This is a genomic window from Variovorax sp. RCC_210 (genome assembly GCF_041355175.1).
Lineage (GTDB): Bacteria > Pseudomonadota > Gammaproteobacteria > Burkholderiales > Burkholderiaceae_C > Variovorax.
Window position 1 is genome coordinate 1,103,363 of sequence record NZ_JBFUPJ010000001.1, and the last position, 16,934, is coordinate 1,120,296.

At 69.5% G+C, this 16,934-nt stretch carries 14 protein-coding genes; 13 read left to right on the forward strand and 1 reads right to left on the reverse strand.

All coding sequences use genetic code 11. The features are described 5' to 3' along the window. Positions 1–45: 45 nt before the first annotated feature. From AB6807_RS05260 to AB6807_RS05305, 10 genes are all read left to right on the forward strand, one after another. Positions 46–879, forward strand: a complete 834-nt coding sequence (locus AB6807_RS05260) for a CmcJ/NvfI family oxidoreductase (protein WP_371083748.1) — start codon at positions 46–48, stop codon at positions 877–879. 10 nt (positions 880–889) lie between these two features. Continuing rightward, a complete protein-coding gene (locus AB6807_RS05265) occupies positions 890–2,245 on the forward strand; it encodes an LLM class flavin-dependent oxidoreductase (RefSeq protein ID WP_371083749.1) in 1,356 nt (451 codons plus the stop codon). Positions 2,246–2,305: 60 nt separating this feature from the next. Next, complete coding sequence (locus AB6807_RS05270; protein WP_207786625.1) at positions 2,306–3,544, forward strand: multidrug effflux MFS transporter; 1,239 nt, start codon at positions 2,306–2,308, stop codon at positions 3,542–3,544. Beyond that, positions 3,544–5,022, forward strand: a complete 1,479-nt coding sequence (locus tag AB6807_RS05275) for an MFS transporter (RefSeq protein ID WP_371083750.1) — start codon at positions 3,544–3,546, stop codon at positions 5,020–5,022. Before AB6807_RS05270 ends, AB6807_RS05275 begins: the two co-directional genes overlap by 1 nt. Before the next feature lie 20 nt (positions 5,023–5,042). Beyond that, on the forward strand, positions 5,043–5,696 hold the full coding sequence (locus tag AB6807_RS05280; protein WP_116907782.1) for a paraquat-inducible protein A: 654 nt from the start codon (positions 5,043–5,045) through the stop codon (positions 5,694–5,696). Beyond that, a complete protein-coding gene (locus tag AB6807_RS05285) occupies positions 5,693–6,451 on the forward strand; it encodes a paraquat-inducible protein A (RefSeq protein WP_371083751.1) in 759 nt (252 codons plus the stop codon). Before AB6807_RS05280 ends, AB6807_RS05285 begins: the two co-directional genes overlap by 4 nt. Next, positions 6,448–8,112 carry an intermembrane transport protein PqiB gene (locus AB6807_RS05290; protein ID WP_371083752.1) on the forward strand — a complete coding sequence of 555 codons (1,665 nt, stop codon included), beginning with the start codon at positions 6,448–6,450 and terminating at the stop codon, positions 8,110–8,112. The genes AB6807_RS05285 and AB6807_RS05290 overlap by 4 nt, the downstream gene beginning before the upstream one ends. Next, entirely contained in the window at positions 8,109–8,762 is a 654-nt protein-coding gene (locus tag AB6807_RS05295; protein WP_371083753.1) for a membrane integrity-associated transporter subunit PqiC, read from the forward strand. The genes AB6807_RS05290 and AB6807_RS05295 overlap by 4 nt, the downstream gene beginning before the upstream one ends. A gap of 270 nt (positions 8,763–9,032) precedes the next feature. Next, a complete protein-coding gene (locus AB6807_RS05300) occupies positions 9,033–10,634 on the forward strand; it encodes an MFS transporter (protein ID WP_371083754.1) in 1,602 nt (533 codons plus the stop codon). Positions 10,635–10,644: 10 nt separating this feature from the next. Beyond that, entirely contained in the window at positions 10,645–12,138 is a 1,494-nt protein-coding gene (locus AB6807_RS05305) for a flavin-containing monooxygenase (RefSeq protein WP_371083755.1), read from the forward strand. Between the two features lie 4 nt (positions 12,139–12,142). On the opposite strand, the gene AB6807_RS05310 is transcribed toward AB6807_RS05305, so the two are convergent. Beyond that, entirely contained in the window at positions 12,143–12,694 is a 552-nt protein-coding gene (locus AB6807_RS05310) for an HD domain-containing protein (RefSeq protein WP_371083756.1), read from the reverse strand. 213 nt (positions 12,695–12,907) lie between these two features. Here AB6807_RS05310 and AB6807_RS05315 point away from each other — a divergent pair, with 213 nt between their 5' ends. From AB6807_RS05315 to AB6807_RS05325, 3 genes are all read left to right on the forward strand, one after another. Then, positions 12,908–13,942: a TRAP transporter substrate-binding protein gene (locus AB6807_RS05315; protein WP_371083757.1), complete on the forward strand. Its 1,035-nt coding sequence runs from the start codon at positions 12,908–12,910 to the stop codon at positions 13,940–13,942. 105 nt (positions 13,943–14,047) lie between these two features. Beyond that, positions 14,048–15,847 (forward strand): TRAP transporter large permease subunit, encoded by a 1,800-nt coding sequence (locus AB6807_RS05320; protein WP_116907890.1) that lies wholly within the window; start codon positions 14,048–14,050, stop codon positions 15,845–15,847. A 33-nt stretch (positions 15,848–15,880) separates the two neighbouring features. Then, positions 15,881–16,927, forward strand: coding sequence for a LacI family DNA-binding transcriptional regulator (locus AB6807_RS05325; protein WP_116907778.1), 1,047 nt, complete (start codon positions 15,881–15,883; stop codon positions 16,925–16,927). The last annotated feature ends 7 nt before the right edge of the window (positions 16,928–16,934 follow it).

Below are 16,934 nucleotides of genomic sequence, written 5' to 3' on the forward strand. Positions count from 1 at the left end.
AACAGCGGATCGAGTGGGGGATCGGGCGTTGGCTCGAATGGCCAGATGTTGGCCGCGACACTGCCCGGCGTGGAGGCCGAGCTCAACTACCTGAAAGCGGGGCAGGGCCGGCCCGTGAGCTACACCTTCGAGCCGCCGCCCGGCACGCCATGGGTGACCGGCGAGCTGGAGGCGCGCCGCGTGACCATCCGCGACGGCCGCCCGCTGGTGGCGCTGAACGAACTGTCGCTCGACCGCAGCGGCTTCACGCAGATTTCGCACCGCAGCGTGGTGGCCGATTTTTCGCACGACGCCACCATCCGCGACATCTACTACCGCGAGGCCGAAGCCCTGTTGCGCGACGTGACCGGCGCCGAGAAGATCGTGGTGTTCGACCACACGCTGCGCGACAGCGCGCAGGGCTCGCGCCGCACGGCCGAGCTGCGCGAGCCGGTGCGCCGGGTGCACAACGACCAGACGCCGGCCTCCGCGCGGCGCCGGGTGCACGACCACCTGCCGGCCGACGAAGCCGAGGCGCGGCTGCAGCAGCGCTTTGCCATCGTCAACCTGTGGCGCCCGCTGGCCACGGTGGAGCGGCTGCCGCTCGCGCTGTGCGACGCGCGCTCCATTTCGCCCGAAGACCTGGTGCCCAGCGACCTGGTCTACCCCGACAAGGTGGGCGAAACCTATTCGTTCACCTGGAACCCCCGACACAGCTGGTACTGGTTTCCGCGGCTGCGGCCCGACGAGGCGCTGCTGCTGAAGATTTTCGATTCGCGCGAAGACGTCGCGCGCTACACGGCGCACATGGCCTTCGAAGACCCGACCGGTTCGCGCGAGGCGCCCGCGCGGCGCAGCATCGAGCTGCGCGCGCTGGTGTTCTGGCCCGCGGGCAAATGAAGGCGGCGCAATGAGTTCTGGCAAGGGTTCCGGCGAAGGCCCCCATAAGCAGCTGCGCCTCGGCGCCTTCATGCGCCCCGTGAGCATCCACACCGGCGCCTGGCGCTACCCGGGCGCGTGGCCCGACGCCAACTTCAACTTCTCGCACCTGAAGCAGCTTGCGCAAACGCTGGAGCGCGGGCGCTTCGACGCCTTCTTCATGGCCGACCACCTCGCGGTGCTGAACATGCCGGTCGAGGCGCTGCAGCGCAGCCACACCGTCACGTCGTTCGAGCCGTTCACGCTGCTGTCGGCGCTGGCGCAGCACACGCGGCACATCGGCCTGGTGGCCACGGCCTCGACCACCTTCGACGAGCCCTTTCACATCGCGCGGCGCTTCGCCTCGCTCGACCACCTGAGCGAAGGGCGCGCGGGCTGGAACATCGTCACCACCTCCAACCCCGACGCGGCGCTGAACTTCGGGCGCGACGACCACATGGAGCACGACGAGCGCTATGCGCGCGCCCGCGAGTTCTACGACGTGGTCACGGGCCTGTGGGACAGCTGGGCCGACGACGCCTTCGAGCGCGACGTGGACAGCGGCCGCTTCTTCGACCCGGCCAAGCTGCATGTGCTGGACCACAAGGGCAAATATCTGTCGGTGCGCGGGCCGCTGCACATCGCGCGGCCGGTGCAGGGCTGGCCGGTGATCGTGCAGGCCGGCGCGTCGGAAGCCGGGCGCCAGCTCGCGGCCGAGACCGCCGAGGCCGTGTTCGCCGCGCCCGGCACGCTGGCCGCGGCGCGCAGCCTGTATGCCGACATCAAGGGCCGCATGCGCCGCATCGGCCGCGACCCCGACCACCTGAAGATCCTGCCGGCCGCGTTCGTCGTGGTCGGCGACACGCTGGAAGAGGCTCGCGCCATTCGCGCCCGGCTCGACAGCCTGGTGCACTACGACAGCGCCATCGCGTCGCTGTCGATCGCGCTGGGCCACGACGCCTCCAGCTTCGACCCCGACGGCCCGCTGCCCGACGTGCCCGAGACCAACGCGAGCCAGAGCAGCCGCGCGCGCGTGGTCGAGCTGGCGCGCGCCGAAGGCCTTACCGTGCGCCAGCTGGCCCAGCGCCTGGGCGGCTACGGCGGCCTGGCGTTCGTCGGCACGGCGCAGACCATTGCCGACCAGATGCAGGAATGGCTGGAGAGCGAGGGCTGCGACGGCTTCAACGTGATGTTCCCGTGGCTGCCCGGCGGGCTCGACGCCTTTGTCGACAAGGTGGTGCCTGAGCTGCAGCGCCGCGGCATCTTCCGGCGCGAATACGAAGGCCGCACGCTGCGCGAGAACCTCGGCCTGCCGCGCCCCGGCAACCGATTCTTCGAACAGAATTAGCGCGCCGGGCCCGAGGCCCCACGCCTGCACCGATTGGCGCCGTTGGCGACAATCGGGCCAATGCGTTCTTCTCCTTTCTTCAAGATGGCCCTGTTGCTGGGCCTGCTCTCGGCCATCGGGCCTTTCGCCATCGACATGTACCTGCCGGCGCTGCCGGCCATCGGGCAGAGCCTGCGGGCCGACATCGGCGCGGTGCAGATGAGCCTCACGGCGTTCTTTCTCTCGCTGGGCGCGGGCCAGCTGCTGTACGGCCCGGTGTCCGACATGTTCGGGCGCAAGCCGCCGCTGTATGTGGGGCTGGTGGTGTTCGCGCTGGCGAGCGTGGGCTGCGCGATGGCCACTGACATCCAGACGCTGATCGTGCTGCGCTTCGTCCAGGGCCTGGGCGCCGCGGCCGGCATGGCCATTCCGCGCGCGGTGGTGCGCGACCTGCACACCGGCACCGACGCGGCGCGGCTCATGTCGCTGCTGATGCTGGTGTTCAGCGTGTCGCCCATCCTCGCGCCGCTCGCGGGCAGCGTGGTGATCGCATTCGCCGGCTGGCGCGGCGTGTTCTGGGCCGTGACCATCGCGGCCGTGGCGGGCCTGGCCATGACGGTGAAGCTGCTCGACGAAACGCGCCCGGCCTCGCAGCGCGTGGAAAGCAGCCTGGGCAGCGCGCTCGCGGCCTACTGGCTGCTGCTGCGCGACCGGCACTACCTGGGCCTGGTGTTCATCGGTGGCTTCGCGCTGGCGGGCTTCTTCACCTACCTGGCCAATTCGTCGTTCGTGATGATCGACCACTACGGCCTTTCGCCCGCGCTGTACAGCGTGGCCTTCGGCGTGAACGCGGCCGCCTTCATCGCGGCGTCGCAGTTCACCGGCGCGCTGGGCGAGCGCTACGGGCTGGTCAACCTCGTCAAGTTCGGCGTGGTGTGCTGCGGCGTGGCAATGGTGGCGATGTTCGTGTACTTCGCGGCCGGCGGCGACAGCATGTGGGTGCTGATTGCGCTGTACTTCATTGCCTCGGGCTTCATGGGCCTGGTGATTCCGACCACCGGCGTGCTGGCGCTCGAAATGCACGGCGCCATTGCCGGCACCGCCTCGGCGCTGCTGGGCACGCTGCAGATGCTCACGGGCGCGCTGGCCATGGCGGTGGTGGGCCTGTTCACCGACGGCCGGCCGCTGCCCATGGTGGCCGGCATGGCCGCCGGCGCGCTGATCGCCGGGGTGCTCACCTGGCTCACACTGGGCGGGGTGCGCTCCGAGCCGACCGCCAAGCCAGCTTCCACACCACAACAAAGGACACGGCAAGCCTGATGAACACGGTACGCGCAGGCGCCACGCTCCCGGTGGCCGAACACACGAAGCCGCACGGCGAGCCCATCGACGGCCTCGCCCCCACGGAGCGCCGCTGGGCCATGCTGGTCATCATCCTCGGGCTGATCGTGGCGGTGCTCGACGGCACCATCGTCAACCTGGCGTTGCCGGGCATCGCGCGCGAGCTGCAGGCCAGCCCGTCGCAGTCGATCTGGGTGGTCAACGCCTACCAGATCGCCACGCTGGTGATGCTGCTGCCGCTGGCTTCGCTGGGCGACCTGGTGGGCTACCGGCGCGTGTACCTGGTGGGCATGGCGGTGTTCACGCTGTCGTCGCTGGCGGCCACCTTCGCCAACTCGCTGGGCACCCTGATTGCCGCGCGCGCCTTCCAGGGGCTGGGCGCGGCCGGCATCATGAGCGTGAACGCGGCGCTGGTGCGCCTCACGTACCCGTCGTCGCAGCTGGGCAAGGGCATGGCGATCAACTCGCTGGTGGTGGCCACTTCGTCGGTGGCGGGGCCTTCGGTGGCGGCGGCCATTCTGTCGGTGGCCTCGTGGCCGTGGCTCTTCGCCATCAACGTGCCGCTGGGCATCGTCACCTTCGCGCTGGGCATGCGGGCGCTGCCGTTCAACCGCGTGGCCCCGGCGGCGGGGCTGCGCTTTTCGCCGGTCGACGTGACGCTCAACATCCTGATGTTCTCGCTGGTGTTCCTGGGCGTGGACCGGCTGGGCGTGCGCGAAGGGCCGGTGCAGGGCGCGGCCGGCGCGGGCGGCTCCGTGGGCTCGCAGGCGTCGGCCTGGGCCATTCTGGCGGCCGGTGTGGCGGTGGGGGTTGTCTACCTGATGCGCCAGCGCAAGCAGGCGGTGCCGCTGTTTCCCATCGACCTGCTGCGCATTCCGGTGTTCGCGCTCTCGATGGGCACCTCGGTGGCCGCGTTCTGCGCGCAGATGCTGGCGTACATCGCGCTGCCGTTCCTGCTGCTGGAGGTGTACGGGCGCAGCCACATCGAGGCGGGCCTGCTCATCACGGCGTGGCCTCTGGCCATCGTGGTGATGGCGCCCATTGCGGGGCGGCTCATCGGCCGCTACCCCGACGGGCTGCTGGGCGGCATCGGCCTGGCGCTGCTGGCCTCGGGGCTGGCGCTGCTCGCGGCGCTGCCGGCGCACCCGGGCAATGCCGACATCGCCTGGCGCATGGCGCTGTGCGGCCTGGGCTTCGGGCTGTTCCAGTCGCCGAACAACCACACCATCGTGACCTCGCCGCCGGCGCACCGCAGCGGGGCGGCCAGCGGCATGCTGGGCACGGCCCGGCTCACCGGCCAGACGCTGGGCGCGGTGGTGCTGGCGGCGGTTTTCAGCCTGTGGAGCCCGCACGGCGGGCACGGCCCGGTGGTGGCGCTGGTGCTGGCCGCCAGCTTTGCCGCGGTGGCGGCGGTTTTCAGCACCTTGCGGCTCAAGACGACAAGCCACGGCAATTGAATGGGTTAGGGTACTCACCCATGAAGGAAGTACCTGACACCGTGGTCTGCCCCGGCTGCGACGCGCTCTACAGCCGTGCGCCGCTGCACCCGCGCGACGTGGCGCGCTGCCCGCGCTGCGGCACGGAACTCGACCGCCACCCCGGCCGCCAGGAGCGCCGCATCCTCCCGCTGACGGTGGCCAGCCTGATCATGTTCGCCATCGCGAACCTGTTTCCCATCGTGGAGATCGAGCTGCGCGGCCTCACCAGCCAGACCACGCTGGCCGGCGCCGTGGTGGCGCTGAGTGCGGAGGGCATGTCGCTGGTGGCGCTGCTGGTGCTGGCCACGACCATTTTGTTTCCGCTCTTGCAGCTGTGCATCCTGGCTTATCTGCTGGTGCCGCTGAGCCGCGCGCACCGGCCCGTGGGCTTCGCGCTGCTGGTGCGCGCCATGCAGTCGCTGCGGCCGTGGGGAATGATCGAGGTGTTCCTGCTCGGCGTGCTGGTGGCCATCGTGAAGCTCTCCAGCATGGCGACGGTGGTGCCCGGCCCGGCGCTGTGGGCCTTCGTGGCGCTCACGGTGCTGCTCACCTCGGTGCTGTCGTTCAACCCGGGCGCGTTCTGGGGCATGGCGTTCAGGCCGAAGGACGCGCAGGGCGAAGAGGTCACGCAAGAGAACGGGGCAGCGTCATGAGGCTGTTCGATTTCGTTCGGCGCCGCAATCAAGCCAACGAGGCCGCCGCCCCCGGCGACACCCACGAAGACGAAGAACCCGCGCCCGTTGCCACTGCGGCCTCGCTCGGCCTCATGTCCTGCCGGCATTGCGCCGCCGTGTGGCAAGACGCGCAGGAGGGCGACGCCTGCGGGCGCTGCGGCACCCACATGCACACGCGCAAGCCGCAGAGCCTCACGCGCACCTGGGCCTTTCTGCTCGCGGCCTGCGTGATGTACATCCCGGCCAACCTGCTGCCGGTGATGATCACGCGCACGCTGTTCGGCGCGCAGTACGACACCATCCTGAGCGGGGTGATCTATTTCTGGGTGTCGGGCGCCTACGGGCTGGCCGCCATCGTGTTCATCGCGAGCTTCCTGGTGCCGTTGTTCAAGCTGGCGGTGCTCTTCCTGCTTGTGGTGACGGCCCAGCGCGGCAGCAGCTGGCGCCAGCACGAGCGGGCCAAGCTGTACCACATCATCGAGATCATCGGCCGCTGGTCGATGCTCGACGTGTTCGTGGTGTCGCTGCTGACGGGGCTGGTGCAGATCCAGGGCTTCGCGGTCATCACCGCGGGCGTGGGCATCGCGGCCTTCGGCTCGGTGGTGGTGCTGACCATGCTCGCCTCGCTGAGCTTCGACCCCAAGCTCACCTGGGACAGCAAGCCCACCCAGGACACATTGCAGGACAAGACGATGGCGCAGGCACATGACAACAGGGACCGTAAACCAGCATGAGTGAAGAAGACCAACCCCAGGAGCGGCCGGCGGCCCCCACACCGGCCGCCGGGCCAGCCTTGCCGAAGCCGCGCGTCACGCGGCGCCGCGAATGGCTGCCCTCGCTGATCTGGCTCATTCCCATCGTGGCGGCGCTGGTCGGCATCACGCTGGTGGCGCGCATCTTGATGGAGCGCGGCCCCGAGGTCGTGCTCACCTTCAAGACCGCCGAGGGCCTGGAGGCCGGCAAGACGGCCGTCAAGTACAAGGACGTGCAGATCGGCCTGGTCACGCACCTGCGCCTGGCGCGCGACCGCTCCCACGTGCGCGTGCTGGTGCAGTTCAACAAGGACGCCGAGGGCTTCACCGCCAGCGACTCGCGCTTCTGGGTGGTGCGCCCGCGGCTGGACACCTCGGGCATCTCGGGGCTGAACACCTTGCTGTCGGGCGCCTACATCGGCGCCGACGCGGGCGTGTCGAAGGAAACCGCCGGCGAGTTCACCGGCCTGGAAACCCCGCCCATCGTCACGCGCGACGACTCGGGCAAGCAGTTTCTGCTGCGCGCCAACGACGTGGGCTCGCTCGACGTGGGCTCGCCGGTGTACTACCGGCGCGTGAAGGTCGGGCAGGTGGCCGCGTACGAGCTCGACGGCGACGGCCGCGGCGTGACCATGCGCGTGTTCGTCAACGCGCCGTACGACAAGTTCGTGGGCATGAACACCCGCTTCTGGCAGGCCAGCGGCATCGACGCCCAGCTGAGCGCCAGCGGCTTCACGCTGCGCACGCAGTCGCTGGCCACCATCCTGCTGGGCGGCATCGCCTTCCAGGCGCCCGAAGGCGTGATGGGGCCGGTGGCCAAGGAAAACGCGTCGTTCACGCTCGCGCAGGACGAGGCCACCGCCATGAAGGAGCCCGACGGTCCTTCGCAAACGCTGCTCATGTACTTCAACCAGTCGCTGCGCGGCCTGGCGCCGGGCGCGCCGGTCGACTTCCGCGGCGTGGTGATCGGCGAGGTCAAGTCGATCGGCGTGGAGTTCGACCGCGCCGAGCGCGAGTTCCGCATGCCGGTGCTGGTGCAGGTGTACCCCGATCGCCTGCGCCGCCGCGAAACCGCGGGCGCCGAGCAGCCCGAGACGCGCGCCACCCAGCAGGAGCGCCTGCGCTTCCTGGCCGAGAAGGGCCTGCGCGCCCAGCTGCGCAACGGCAACCTGCTGACCGGCCAGGTCTACGTGGCGCTCGACTTCTTCCCGAAGGCGCCGGGCGCCAAGGTGGACGTGACCAAAAACCCGATCGAGCTGGCCACCGTGCCCAACAGCCTCGACGAGATCCAGTCGCAGGTGCAGGAAATTGCGACCAAGCTCAACAAGGTGCCTTACGAGCAGATCGCGACCGACCTGCGCACCACGCTGGCCACGCTCAACAAGACGCTCACCGCCGCCGAGCAGACCGTCAACCGCATCAACAGCGACGTCACGCCCGAGCTGGCCGCGGCCATGAAGGACGTGCGCAAGACCGTGAACACCGCCGAGCGCACGCTGGCCGACGACTCGCCGCTGCAGCAGGACATGCGCCAGACGCTGCAGGAACTCACGCGCGCGGCCGGCTCGGTGCGTGTGCTGACCGACTACCTCGAGCGCCACCCCGAGTCGCTGCTGCGCGGCAAACCGGACGACAAGAAATGAAGAAGACCCCCGCATTCCTCACACGCCGCGCCACCCCCGCGCTGGCGGCCGCGCTGGTTGCAATGGCGACGCTCGCCGGTTGCGCCAGCAAGCCCGACAACTACTACACCCTGGCCAGCCCGGTGGCCGCGGCCGATGCCGCGCCCTCGACGCTGGGCAGCGCCGCGCCGCTGTACATCGAGCTGGCGCCGGTGGCCGTGCCCGAGCGTTTCGCGCGCCCGCAGATGGTGGTGCGCCAGCCCAACGGCAGCGTGCAGGTCGAGGTGCTGGAGCAGCACCGCTGGGCTTCGTCTTTCGAGAATGAGCTGCGCGATGCGCTGTCGAGCGGCATTTCCACAAGGCTGGGCGCGCTCGACGTGACCAAGGGCGGCCGACAGACCTCGCAGCCGGTGTGGCGGGTGGCCGTGCAGCTGCGGCAGTTCGACGCGGTCGATGGCGGGCGCGTGGACGCCAGCTTCAGCTGGACGCTGCGGCGCTCCGACGAGGCGCGCACCGTGGTGTGCCAGGCGAATTTCGGCGAAGCGGTGGGCAGCGGGATGGACGCGGTGGCGCAGGGGGCGCAGCGCGTGACGTCGGCGGCTGCAGCGGCGATGGCGCGCAGTGTGGCGGCGGCGCGGGCGAATCCGGTGGGGACTGCTTGCGCTGGTTGAGGGGGTGAGTTTTTGCGGCTGCGCTTGTGGGTGCGCGGCTTCCAGTTGGGAGATGCCCCCATCCCAGCCTTCCCCCAGAGGGGGAAGGGGCAAATGCAAGATCGCGACGGGCTGAGCAATTGACTTTCTCCCTCCCCCTCTGGGGGAGGGCCGGGGTGGGGGCACGACGGCGCCTGTACATGCGCGGCATCCCGTCGGAAGATGCCCCCATCCCACCTTCTCTTGAAGAGGGAAGGCACAAGACAGGGCATCCCACCACAAGGAGACCTCATGGCACAGATCGGCAAGGCGCCCTGCGACGACACGCTGATCCTGCACGGCGTGCGCCCCGGGGACAGCGGCTGCCCCGCGGCGTCCAAGCCCTGGGTGCTCGCCGCGGCCATCGTCGGCTCCAGCATGGCCTTCATCGACGGCACGGTGGTCAACGTGGCGCTGCCCGCCATCCAGGCCGACCTGCACGCCACCGCCTTCCAGGCGCAATGGGTGGTCGAGTCGTATGCCTTGCTGCTCGCGGCGCTGCTGCTGGTGGGCGGCGCGCTGGGCGACCACTACGGGCGGCGGCGCATCTTCGCAATCGGGGTCGGCATCTTCGCGTTGTCGTCGGTGGGCTGCGCGCTAGCGGGCAGCGTGCACCAGCTGATCGCGGCGCGGGCGGTGCAGGGCGTTGGCGGGGCGATGCTGGTGCCGGGCAGCCTGGCGCTCATCAGCGCGTCGTTTCCCGAGAAAGAGCGCGGCAAGGCCATCGGCACCTGGTCGGGCTTCAGCGGCATCACGGCCGCGGTGGGGCCGGTGCTCGGCGGCTTCCTGGTCGATCACTTCTCGTGGACCTGGGCCTTTCTCATCAACGTGCCGATGGCGCTCGGCGTGCTGTGGATCGTGTGGCGGCACGTGCCCGAGAGCCGGGGCGCCTCGGCCGGCGGCGGGCTCGACGGGTGGGGCGCGCTCCTGGCCACGGCCGGGCTCGGCGGCATCGTCTACGCCTTCATCGAGGGGCCGACGCAGGGCTGGCGCGCGCCGGCGGTGCTCGCGGCGCTGGCCATCGGCGTGGCGGGCAGCGTGGGCTTCTTCGCCGCCGAGCGCAAGGTGCGCTCGCCCATGCTGCCGCTGGCGCTGCTGCGCATCGGCAACTTCAGCGGCGCCAACTTGCTGACGCTGCTGCTCTACGCGGCGCTGGGCGGCGCGCTGTACTTTCTGCCGCTCAACCTGATCCAGGTGCAGGGCTACTCGGCCACGGTCGCGGGCGCGGCGCTGCTGCCTTTCATCTTCACCATGTTCACGCTCTCGGGCTGGGCCGGGCAGCTGGTCGACCGCTTCGGCCCGCGCATGCCGCTGGTGGTCGGGCCGTCGATTGCCGCGGTGGGCTTCGCGCTGTTCGCGCTGCCGGGCGTGGGCGCGAGCTACTGGAGCGGGTTTTTTCCGGCGGTGGTGGTGCTGGGCTTCGGCATGACGGTGACGGTGGCGCCGCTCACCACCACCGTCATGAACGCTGTCGGCCCCGACCTGGCGGGCGTGGCCTCGGGCGTGAACAACGCGGTGTCGCGCGCGGCGGCGGTGTTGGCAATCGCGGTGTTCGGCGCGATCATGGCCTGGGCCTTCGACGCCGCGCTGGCCGGCCACCTGCGCGACATGGGCGCCTCCGCGCAGGTGTCGGCGTTTTTGGAAGGCGAGCGCAGCAAGCTGGCCGGCGCCGCGGTGCCGCCGGGGCTGGACGCCGCCACCGCCGCGGCCGTCAAGCGTGCGGTGGCCGAGTCGTTCGTGGCGGGCTTTCGCTGGGTGATGCTGGTGGGCGCGGCGCTGGCGGTGCTGAGTGCCGCGAGCGCGTGGCTGACGATCCGGGGCGGGCCCGCTGAAGGAAGCCCCGGCAAGACATAAGGAGCTTTCCATGTCGATGCAGCAGGAACAACACGTCGATGTGCTCATCGTCGGCGCCGGCCTCTCGGGCATCGGCGCGGCCTGCCACCTGCAGGCGAAATGCCCGGGGCGCAGCTACGCCATCCTCGAAGGGCGGGAGCGCAGCGGCGGCACCTGGGACCTGTTTCGCTACCCGGGCGTGCGCTCCGATTCCGAGATGTACACGCTGGGCTACCGCTTCCGCCCGTGGACGCAGCCCCAGTCGATCGCCGACGGCCCGGCCATCCTGAACTACCTGCGCGACACCGCCGCGCAGCACGGCATCGAGCGCCACATTCGCTTCAACCACCGCGTGGTGCGCGCCGCCTGGTCGACGCCCGACGCCTGCTGGACGGTCGACGCCGAGCTCGGCCCCGAGCGGCTGCCGGTGCGCCTGCGCTGCAACTTTCTCTTCCTGTGCAGCGGCTACTTCCGCTACGACGCCGGCTACACGCCCGCGTTCAAGGGCACGGCCGACTTCGGCGGGCGCATCGTGCATCCGCAGCAGTGGCCCGAAGGGCTCGACGTGAGCGGGCAGCGGGTGGTCGTCATCGGCAGCGGCGCCACCGCGATGACGCTGGCGCCCGCGCTCGCCGCCAGTGCGGCGCACGTCACGCTGCTGCAGCGCTCGCCGACCTACGTGGTGGCGCGGCCCGCCAAGGACGGGCTCGCCGGCGCGCTGCGGCGGGTGCTGCCGGCCCGGCTCGCCTACGGCATCACGCGCTGGAAGAACGTGCTGCTGGGCATGTTCTTCTTCAAGCTGGCGCGGCGCCGGCCGGAGCGGGTGAAGCGGTTGATCGTCGGTGGCGTGCGCCATGCCATGGGGCCGGGCTACGACGTGGCCACGCATTTCACCCCGCGCTACAACCCGTGGGACCAGCGCGTGTGCCTGGTGCCCGACGGCGACCTGTTCGCCGCGCTGAAATCCGGCCGCGCGTCGATGGTGACGGACCACATCGACACCTTCACGCCGGGCGGCATCCGGCTGCAGTCGGGCCGGGAGCTGCAGGCCGACCTGGTGGTGACGGCCACGGGGCTGGAGCTGGAGGTGCTGGGCGGCGTGCAGCTCGAGGTGGACGGCCGCCGTGTCGACCCCGCCGCCACCTTCAACTACAAGGGAATGATGTTCAGCGACGTGCCCAACCTGGCCTCCACCTTCGGCTACACCAACGCCTCGTGGACGCTGAAGAGCGACCTGACCTGCACCTACGTCTGCCGCCTGCTCGACCACATGCGCAAGCATGGCTGGCGGCAGTGCACGCCGCGCAACGACGACCCCGCGCTGGCGCCGCAGCCGTGGCTGGATTTTTCTTCGGGCTATGTGACGCGCGCGGTCGGCAGGTTTCCGAAGCAGGGTTCGCGCACGCCGTGGCGCGTGCACCAGAACTACGCGCGGGACCTGCTGAGCCTGCGCTTCGGGGCGCTGGAAGACGGGGCGATGAAGTTCTCGAACCCGGTCCGTCCATCGAAGCCCTCCAAGGTCTAGCCGGTCACGTCGGCGCGCGTTCCGGCAGCAGCAGGGCGTCGAGCTCCGCCCACAGCGCATCGCACTGGCCCGCGCGAAACGCGGCGGCGCGAAAGGTCGGCTGCTCGCCGCGGTACGTGTCCCACAGCGCGCGGTGCCCGTCGGCCACGCAGGCGCGCACGTTGGCCAGCCGGTCGGCCGCCTTCACCACCAGCGCGAGCTCTTCGTCCCCCGTGACCTGCGCCAGCGCCGCATAGGTCTTGGCCTTGCGCTCCTTGCGGTTGGCGCCGGGCGCGTCGGTCAGCAGCGACACGCAACGCGCGACCAGGTCGCCGAAGCGTTCCTGCACCTGCGAGACGGTGGCTTCGGTGTCTTCGACCACGTCGTGCAGGTAGCCGATGACCTGCGCCGTGTCGCCGTAGGGCTGGAGGAGGGCGACGACGGCGTCCAGGTGAAAGACGTAGGGGTGGGTGCCGTATTTCTGGTCGCCGTGCATCTGGACGGCGTAGGCGCGGGCAATCGTGGTTGCAGCGAGGGTCGAGGGCGTGGCGGATGTATCGGGTTTGGCAAGCGTCATGCAGCTCCTGAAGCGTCTTTGGCCGGTTCATTCTGCGCCGGCCTTCGCGTTGCGGGCCTGGGCGGCTTTACCTCGTTTACGAAGGAAAACACCTACCGCGAGCGCATTGCCGTCGTTCTTGTGTATCGATACAGTAAATCGTTGCACCAAGCGACCGAGCACGACCCGATCCACGAACAACAGATGGGCCATCGACCCACAGGAGACAACACCATGACCCCGATTTCACGCCGCAGGTTCGTCCAGTCATCGTCCGCCCTGTCGTTGGCCGCGGCCACGGCGGGCTTCTCGCCGCACGCGTTCGCGCAGCAGAAGACGGTGGCGCTGCGCCTGTCGTCCTCGCACGTGGCCGACCTCAATTCGTCACACTTCGCGTGGTCGCAGCTGATGCAGGCCAACCTGAAGAAGGCGGTGGGCGAGCAGATTCGCATCGACTACTTTCCCAACAACCAGCTCGGCAAGGAAAGCGACGTGGTGCAGCAGGTGAAGGTGGGCTCCATCGACATGATGCTCACAGGCTCGTCGATCTGGGCCACGGTCACGCCGCAGCTGGGCATGCTCGACCTGGGCTACCTGTTCGACAGCTACGACCACGTGTCGCGCGCGGTGGAGGCGGGCGTGGGCCCCAAGCTGAACGACATGCTGGTGAAGAGCACCGGCTGCCAGATCATCACCTGGGGCGCGCACTACGGCGCGCGCAACGTGTACACCAAGCAGCCGGTGAAGTCGCTGGCCGACATCAGGAACGTCAAGCTGCGGGTGCTGCCCACGCCGGCCTTCATCGAGACCTTCAAGATCATGGGCGCCATCCCCACGCCCATTTCGTTCGGGGAGCTCTACATGGCGGCGCAGACCGGCGTGGTCGACGGCTTCGAGCACGACGCGGGCACGGTGCTGGCCAACAAGCTCAACGAGGTGGTCAAGCACTGCTGGATGACCGAGCACCTGTTCAGCCCCATGGTCTGCGTGGCCGGCAAGCGCGCGATGGACCGCGTGCCCGCCGCGCTGCGCCCGGCCTTCCTGCAGGCCGCGGCCGACTCCACGCTGCAGCAGCGCCAGATCGGCAACGAGCGCACGCAGCAGGTGGTCGAGGAGCTGAAGAAGCTGGGCATCGGCTTCACGCCCATGGCGAAGAACGAGCGCGACCAGGTCCGCAAGGAAATGGAGGCCAAGCTCTGGGCCGGCTTCGCCAGGCAGTACCCCGAGACCGGGCCGCTGTTCGCCACCATCAACGCGGCGCGGGCCTGAGCGGCCATGTCGAGCATTTCGCTTCCCGTGCAACCGCTGCTGCCGCTGGAACAGGCCACCGGCTTCGACGCCAGCCACGCCACCGGCCGCTGGCTCGCCTGGCTGATGCGCATGACCGAGTACGTGGCCGGCGCGGTGCTGGCGGTGGACGTGGTGGTCGTGTTCGTCTCGGTGATCTTTCGCTACTTTCTCCACGACCCCTTCGACTGGGCCGAGGAGGTGGCGCGCGCGCTGATGGTGATCCAGGTGTTCTTCGGCGCGGCCACGGTGCTGGCGCGCAGCCAGCACGTGGGCGTGGACCTGTTCCGCGGCATGCTGCCGGCGCGCTGGCAGCCGGCGCTCATCCAGCTGGGCAGCTGGATCATCGTGGGCGTGTCGGGCAGCCTCTTTGCCTCGTCGTGCGAGCTGCTGGTCGACTCGTACAACATGACCACCTCCATCGGCCTGCCGCAGTGGATCTACGTGTACCCGGTGGCCATCGGCAGCCTGTTCATGACGCTGTTCGGCCTGGCCAACGCGGTGAACGGTCCGCGGCGCATGGTGTGGGGCACGCTGGGCGCGGTGGTGGTGGCAACGGCCGCGGTGGTCGCCTGGAACACCTTGAACAGCGAGCACGCCATACCGCCCTGGGCGCTGCTCACGGCCGGCTTCTTCGGCGGCATGGCGCTGGGCATGCCCATTGCCTTCGTGCTGGCGCTGTCGTCGCTGGTGTTCTTCATGGCCGACCCGTCGTTGCCGATGCTGGTGTATTCGCAGCAGGTGATGGCGGGCACCGACCACTACGTGCTGCTGGCCATTCCGTTCTTCGTGCTGGCGGGCCTGCTGATGGAGGCCAACGGCATGTCGTCGCGCCTCATCGAGCTGCTGCTGCGCATGTTCGGGCGGCTGCGCGGCGGGCTGGGGCTCATCACCATCACGGCCACGGCCTTCTTCTCGGGCGTGTCGGGTTCCAAGCTGGCCGACATCGCGGCGGTGGGCGGCATCATCATGCCGGCCGTGCGCAAGACCCGGCAAGACCCGAACGAGACCGCCGGCCTGCTGGCCTGCACCGCGGTGATGGCCGAGACCATTCCGCCCTGCATCAACATGATCATCATGGGCTTCGTGGCCAACATCTCGATCGCCGGGCTGTTCATGGCGGGGCTGGTGCCCGCGGTGGTGATGGCGGTGTCGCTGGCGGCGGTGACGATCTACGTGGGCACCAAGATCAACCCCGACGAGGCCTTCGACGTGCGCACGCCCACCTTCCGCCTGCTGGGCGGCGCGCTGGTGGCGCTGGTGATGGTGGCCATGATCGGCAAGGGCGTGACCTCGGGCATCGCGACCTCGACCGAGGTGTCTTCCTTTGCCGTGGTGTACGCGCTGGTGGTGGGGTGGCTGGCGTTTCGCGAACTCACCGTGAAGTCGGTCGCGCGGCTCTTCGTGCGCTCGGCGTCGATGGCGGGGGGCATCCTGTTCATCGTGGCGGCGGCGTCCAGCCTGTCGTTCGCGCTCACGATCCAGCAGATCCCGCAGTACCTGTCGGAGTTCATGGTGGGCTTTGCGCACTCGTACGGCAGCACCATGTTCGTGATGCTGTCGGTGCTCATCATGATCGTGTTCGGCGCCATCCTGGAGGGGGCGCCGGCGCTCATCATCTTCGGGCCGCTGCTGACACCCATCGCCTCGCAGCTGGGCGTCAATCCGCTGCACTTCGGCACGGTCATGGTCATTGCCATGGGCTTCGGGCTGTTCGCGCCGCCGGTCGGCCTGGGCCTGTTCGCCACCTGCGCCATCACCGGCACGCAGGTGAAGGACGTGGCGCGGCCGATGATGAAATACCTGGCCGTGTTGTTCGTTACCCTTGTGCTGCTGGTGCTGGTGCCGGCGTTTTCCACATGGCTGCCGACGCGCATGGGCATGTGAGCACACAACAGAGAGACGAACAGGAAGGATGCCGTGAGCAGAATCAGCGATGTAGCCCAGCGGGCGGGCGTTTCCACCAGCACCGTGTCGAACGTGCTGAACGGCCGCAGCGACCGCATGGCCAAGGAGACGCTGGAGCGCGTCGAGACCGCCATCCGCGAGCTGAAGTACCGGCCCAACACCTCGGCGCGGCAACTGAAGACGGGGCACACGCCGCTCATCGGCCTGCTGGTGCCGTCGATGGCCAACCCGATGTACGGCTTCATCGCGCGCGAGGTGGAAACGCTGGCGCAGGAGCGCTACGGCTTTCGCATCATGATCGGCAACACCTACCGCGACGCCGCCAAGGAGGCGCACTTCTTCGAGGACCTGATGGCCCACGGCGTGCGCGGCGTGATCATCATCTCGTCGCTGGTCGACGAGCAGCATGTGGAGGCCGCGGCCGAGCGCGGGCTGGTGGTGGTGAGCTACGACCGGCGGGCCACGCCCGATGCGTCGGGTGCATCGGTGATCGACCACGTGACGGTCGACAGCTTCGAGTCGTCGCGCATCGCCACGCAGCATCTCATCGCGCAAGGGCACCGGCGGCTGGCCTTCGTCACGCCTTCGGGCCGCACCATGAGCCGCAACGAGAAGATCGCGGGCTTTCTCGCCGCGGCGAAGGCGGCGGGCCTCGAAGCCAGCGCGCAGGTGGTCGAGGGCCTGCCGGTCGACGAGTACGGCGACTCGATGATGAGCGAGCTGGGCCGCATGCAGGCCGGCCTGATCGCCCGGCGCGAGCAGCGCCCCACCGGCGTGATCGGCGTGAACGACCTGCTGGCCTTCGGGCTGATGGCGGGCTTTCGCGACGCGGGGCTGTCGGTGCCGCAGGACGTGTCGGTCATCGGCATCGACAACGTGTTCCTGTCCACGCTGATGCACCCGGCCATGACCTCGGTGCGCGTGCCCGTGCCCGAGATGGCGCAGGTGATGGTCGAGCGCGTGATGAGCCGGCTGGCCGACCCGTCGATCGCCACGCAGGAGTTCGTCTTCGCGCCCACGCTGGTGGCGCGCGAGTCGGTGGCGCCGCCGCGCGACTGACGCAACG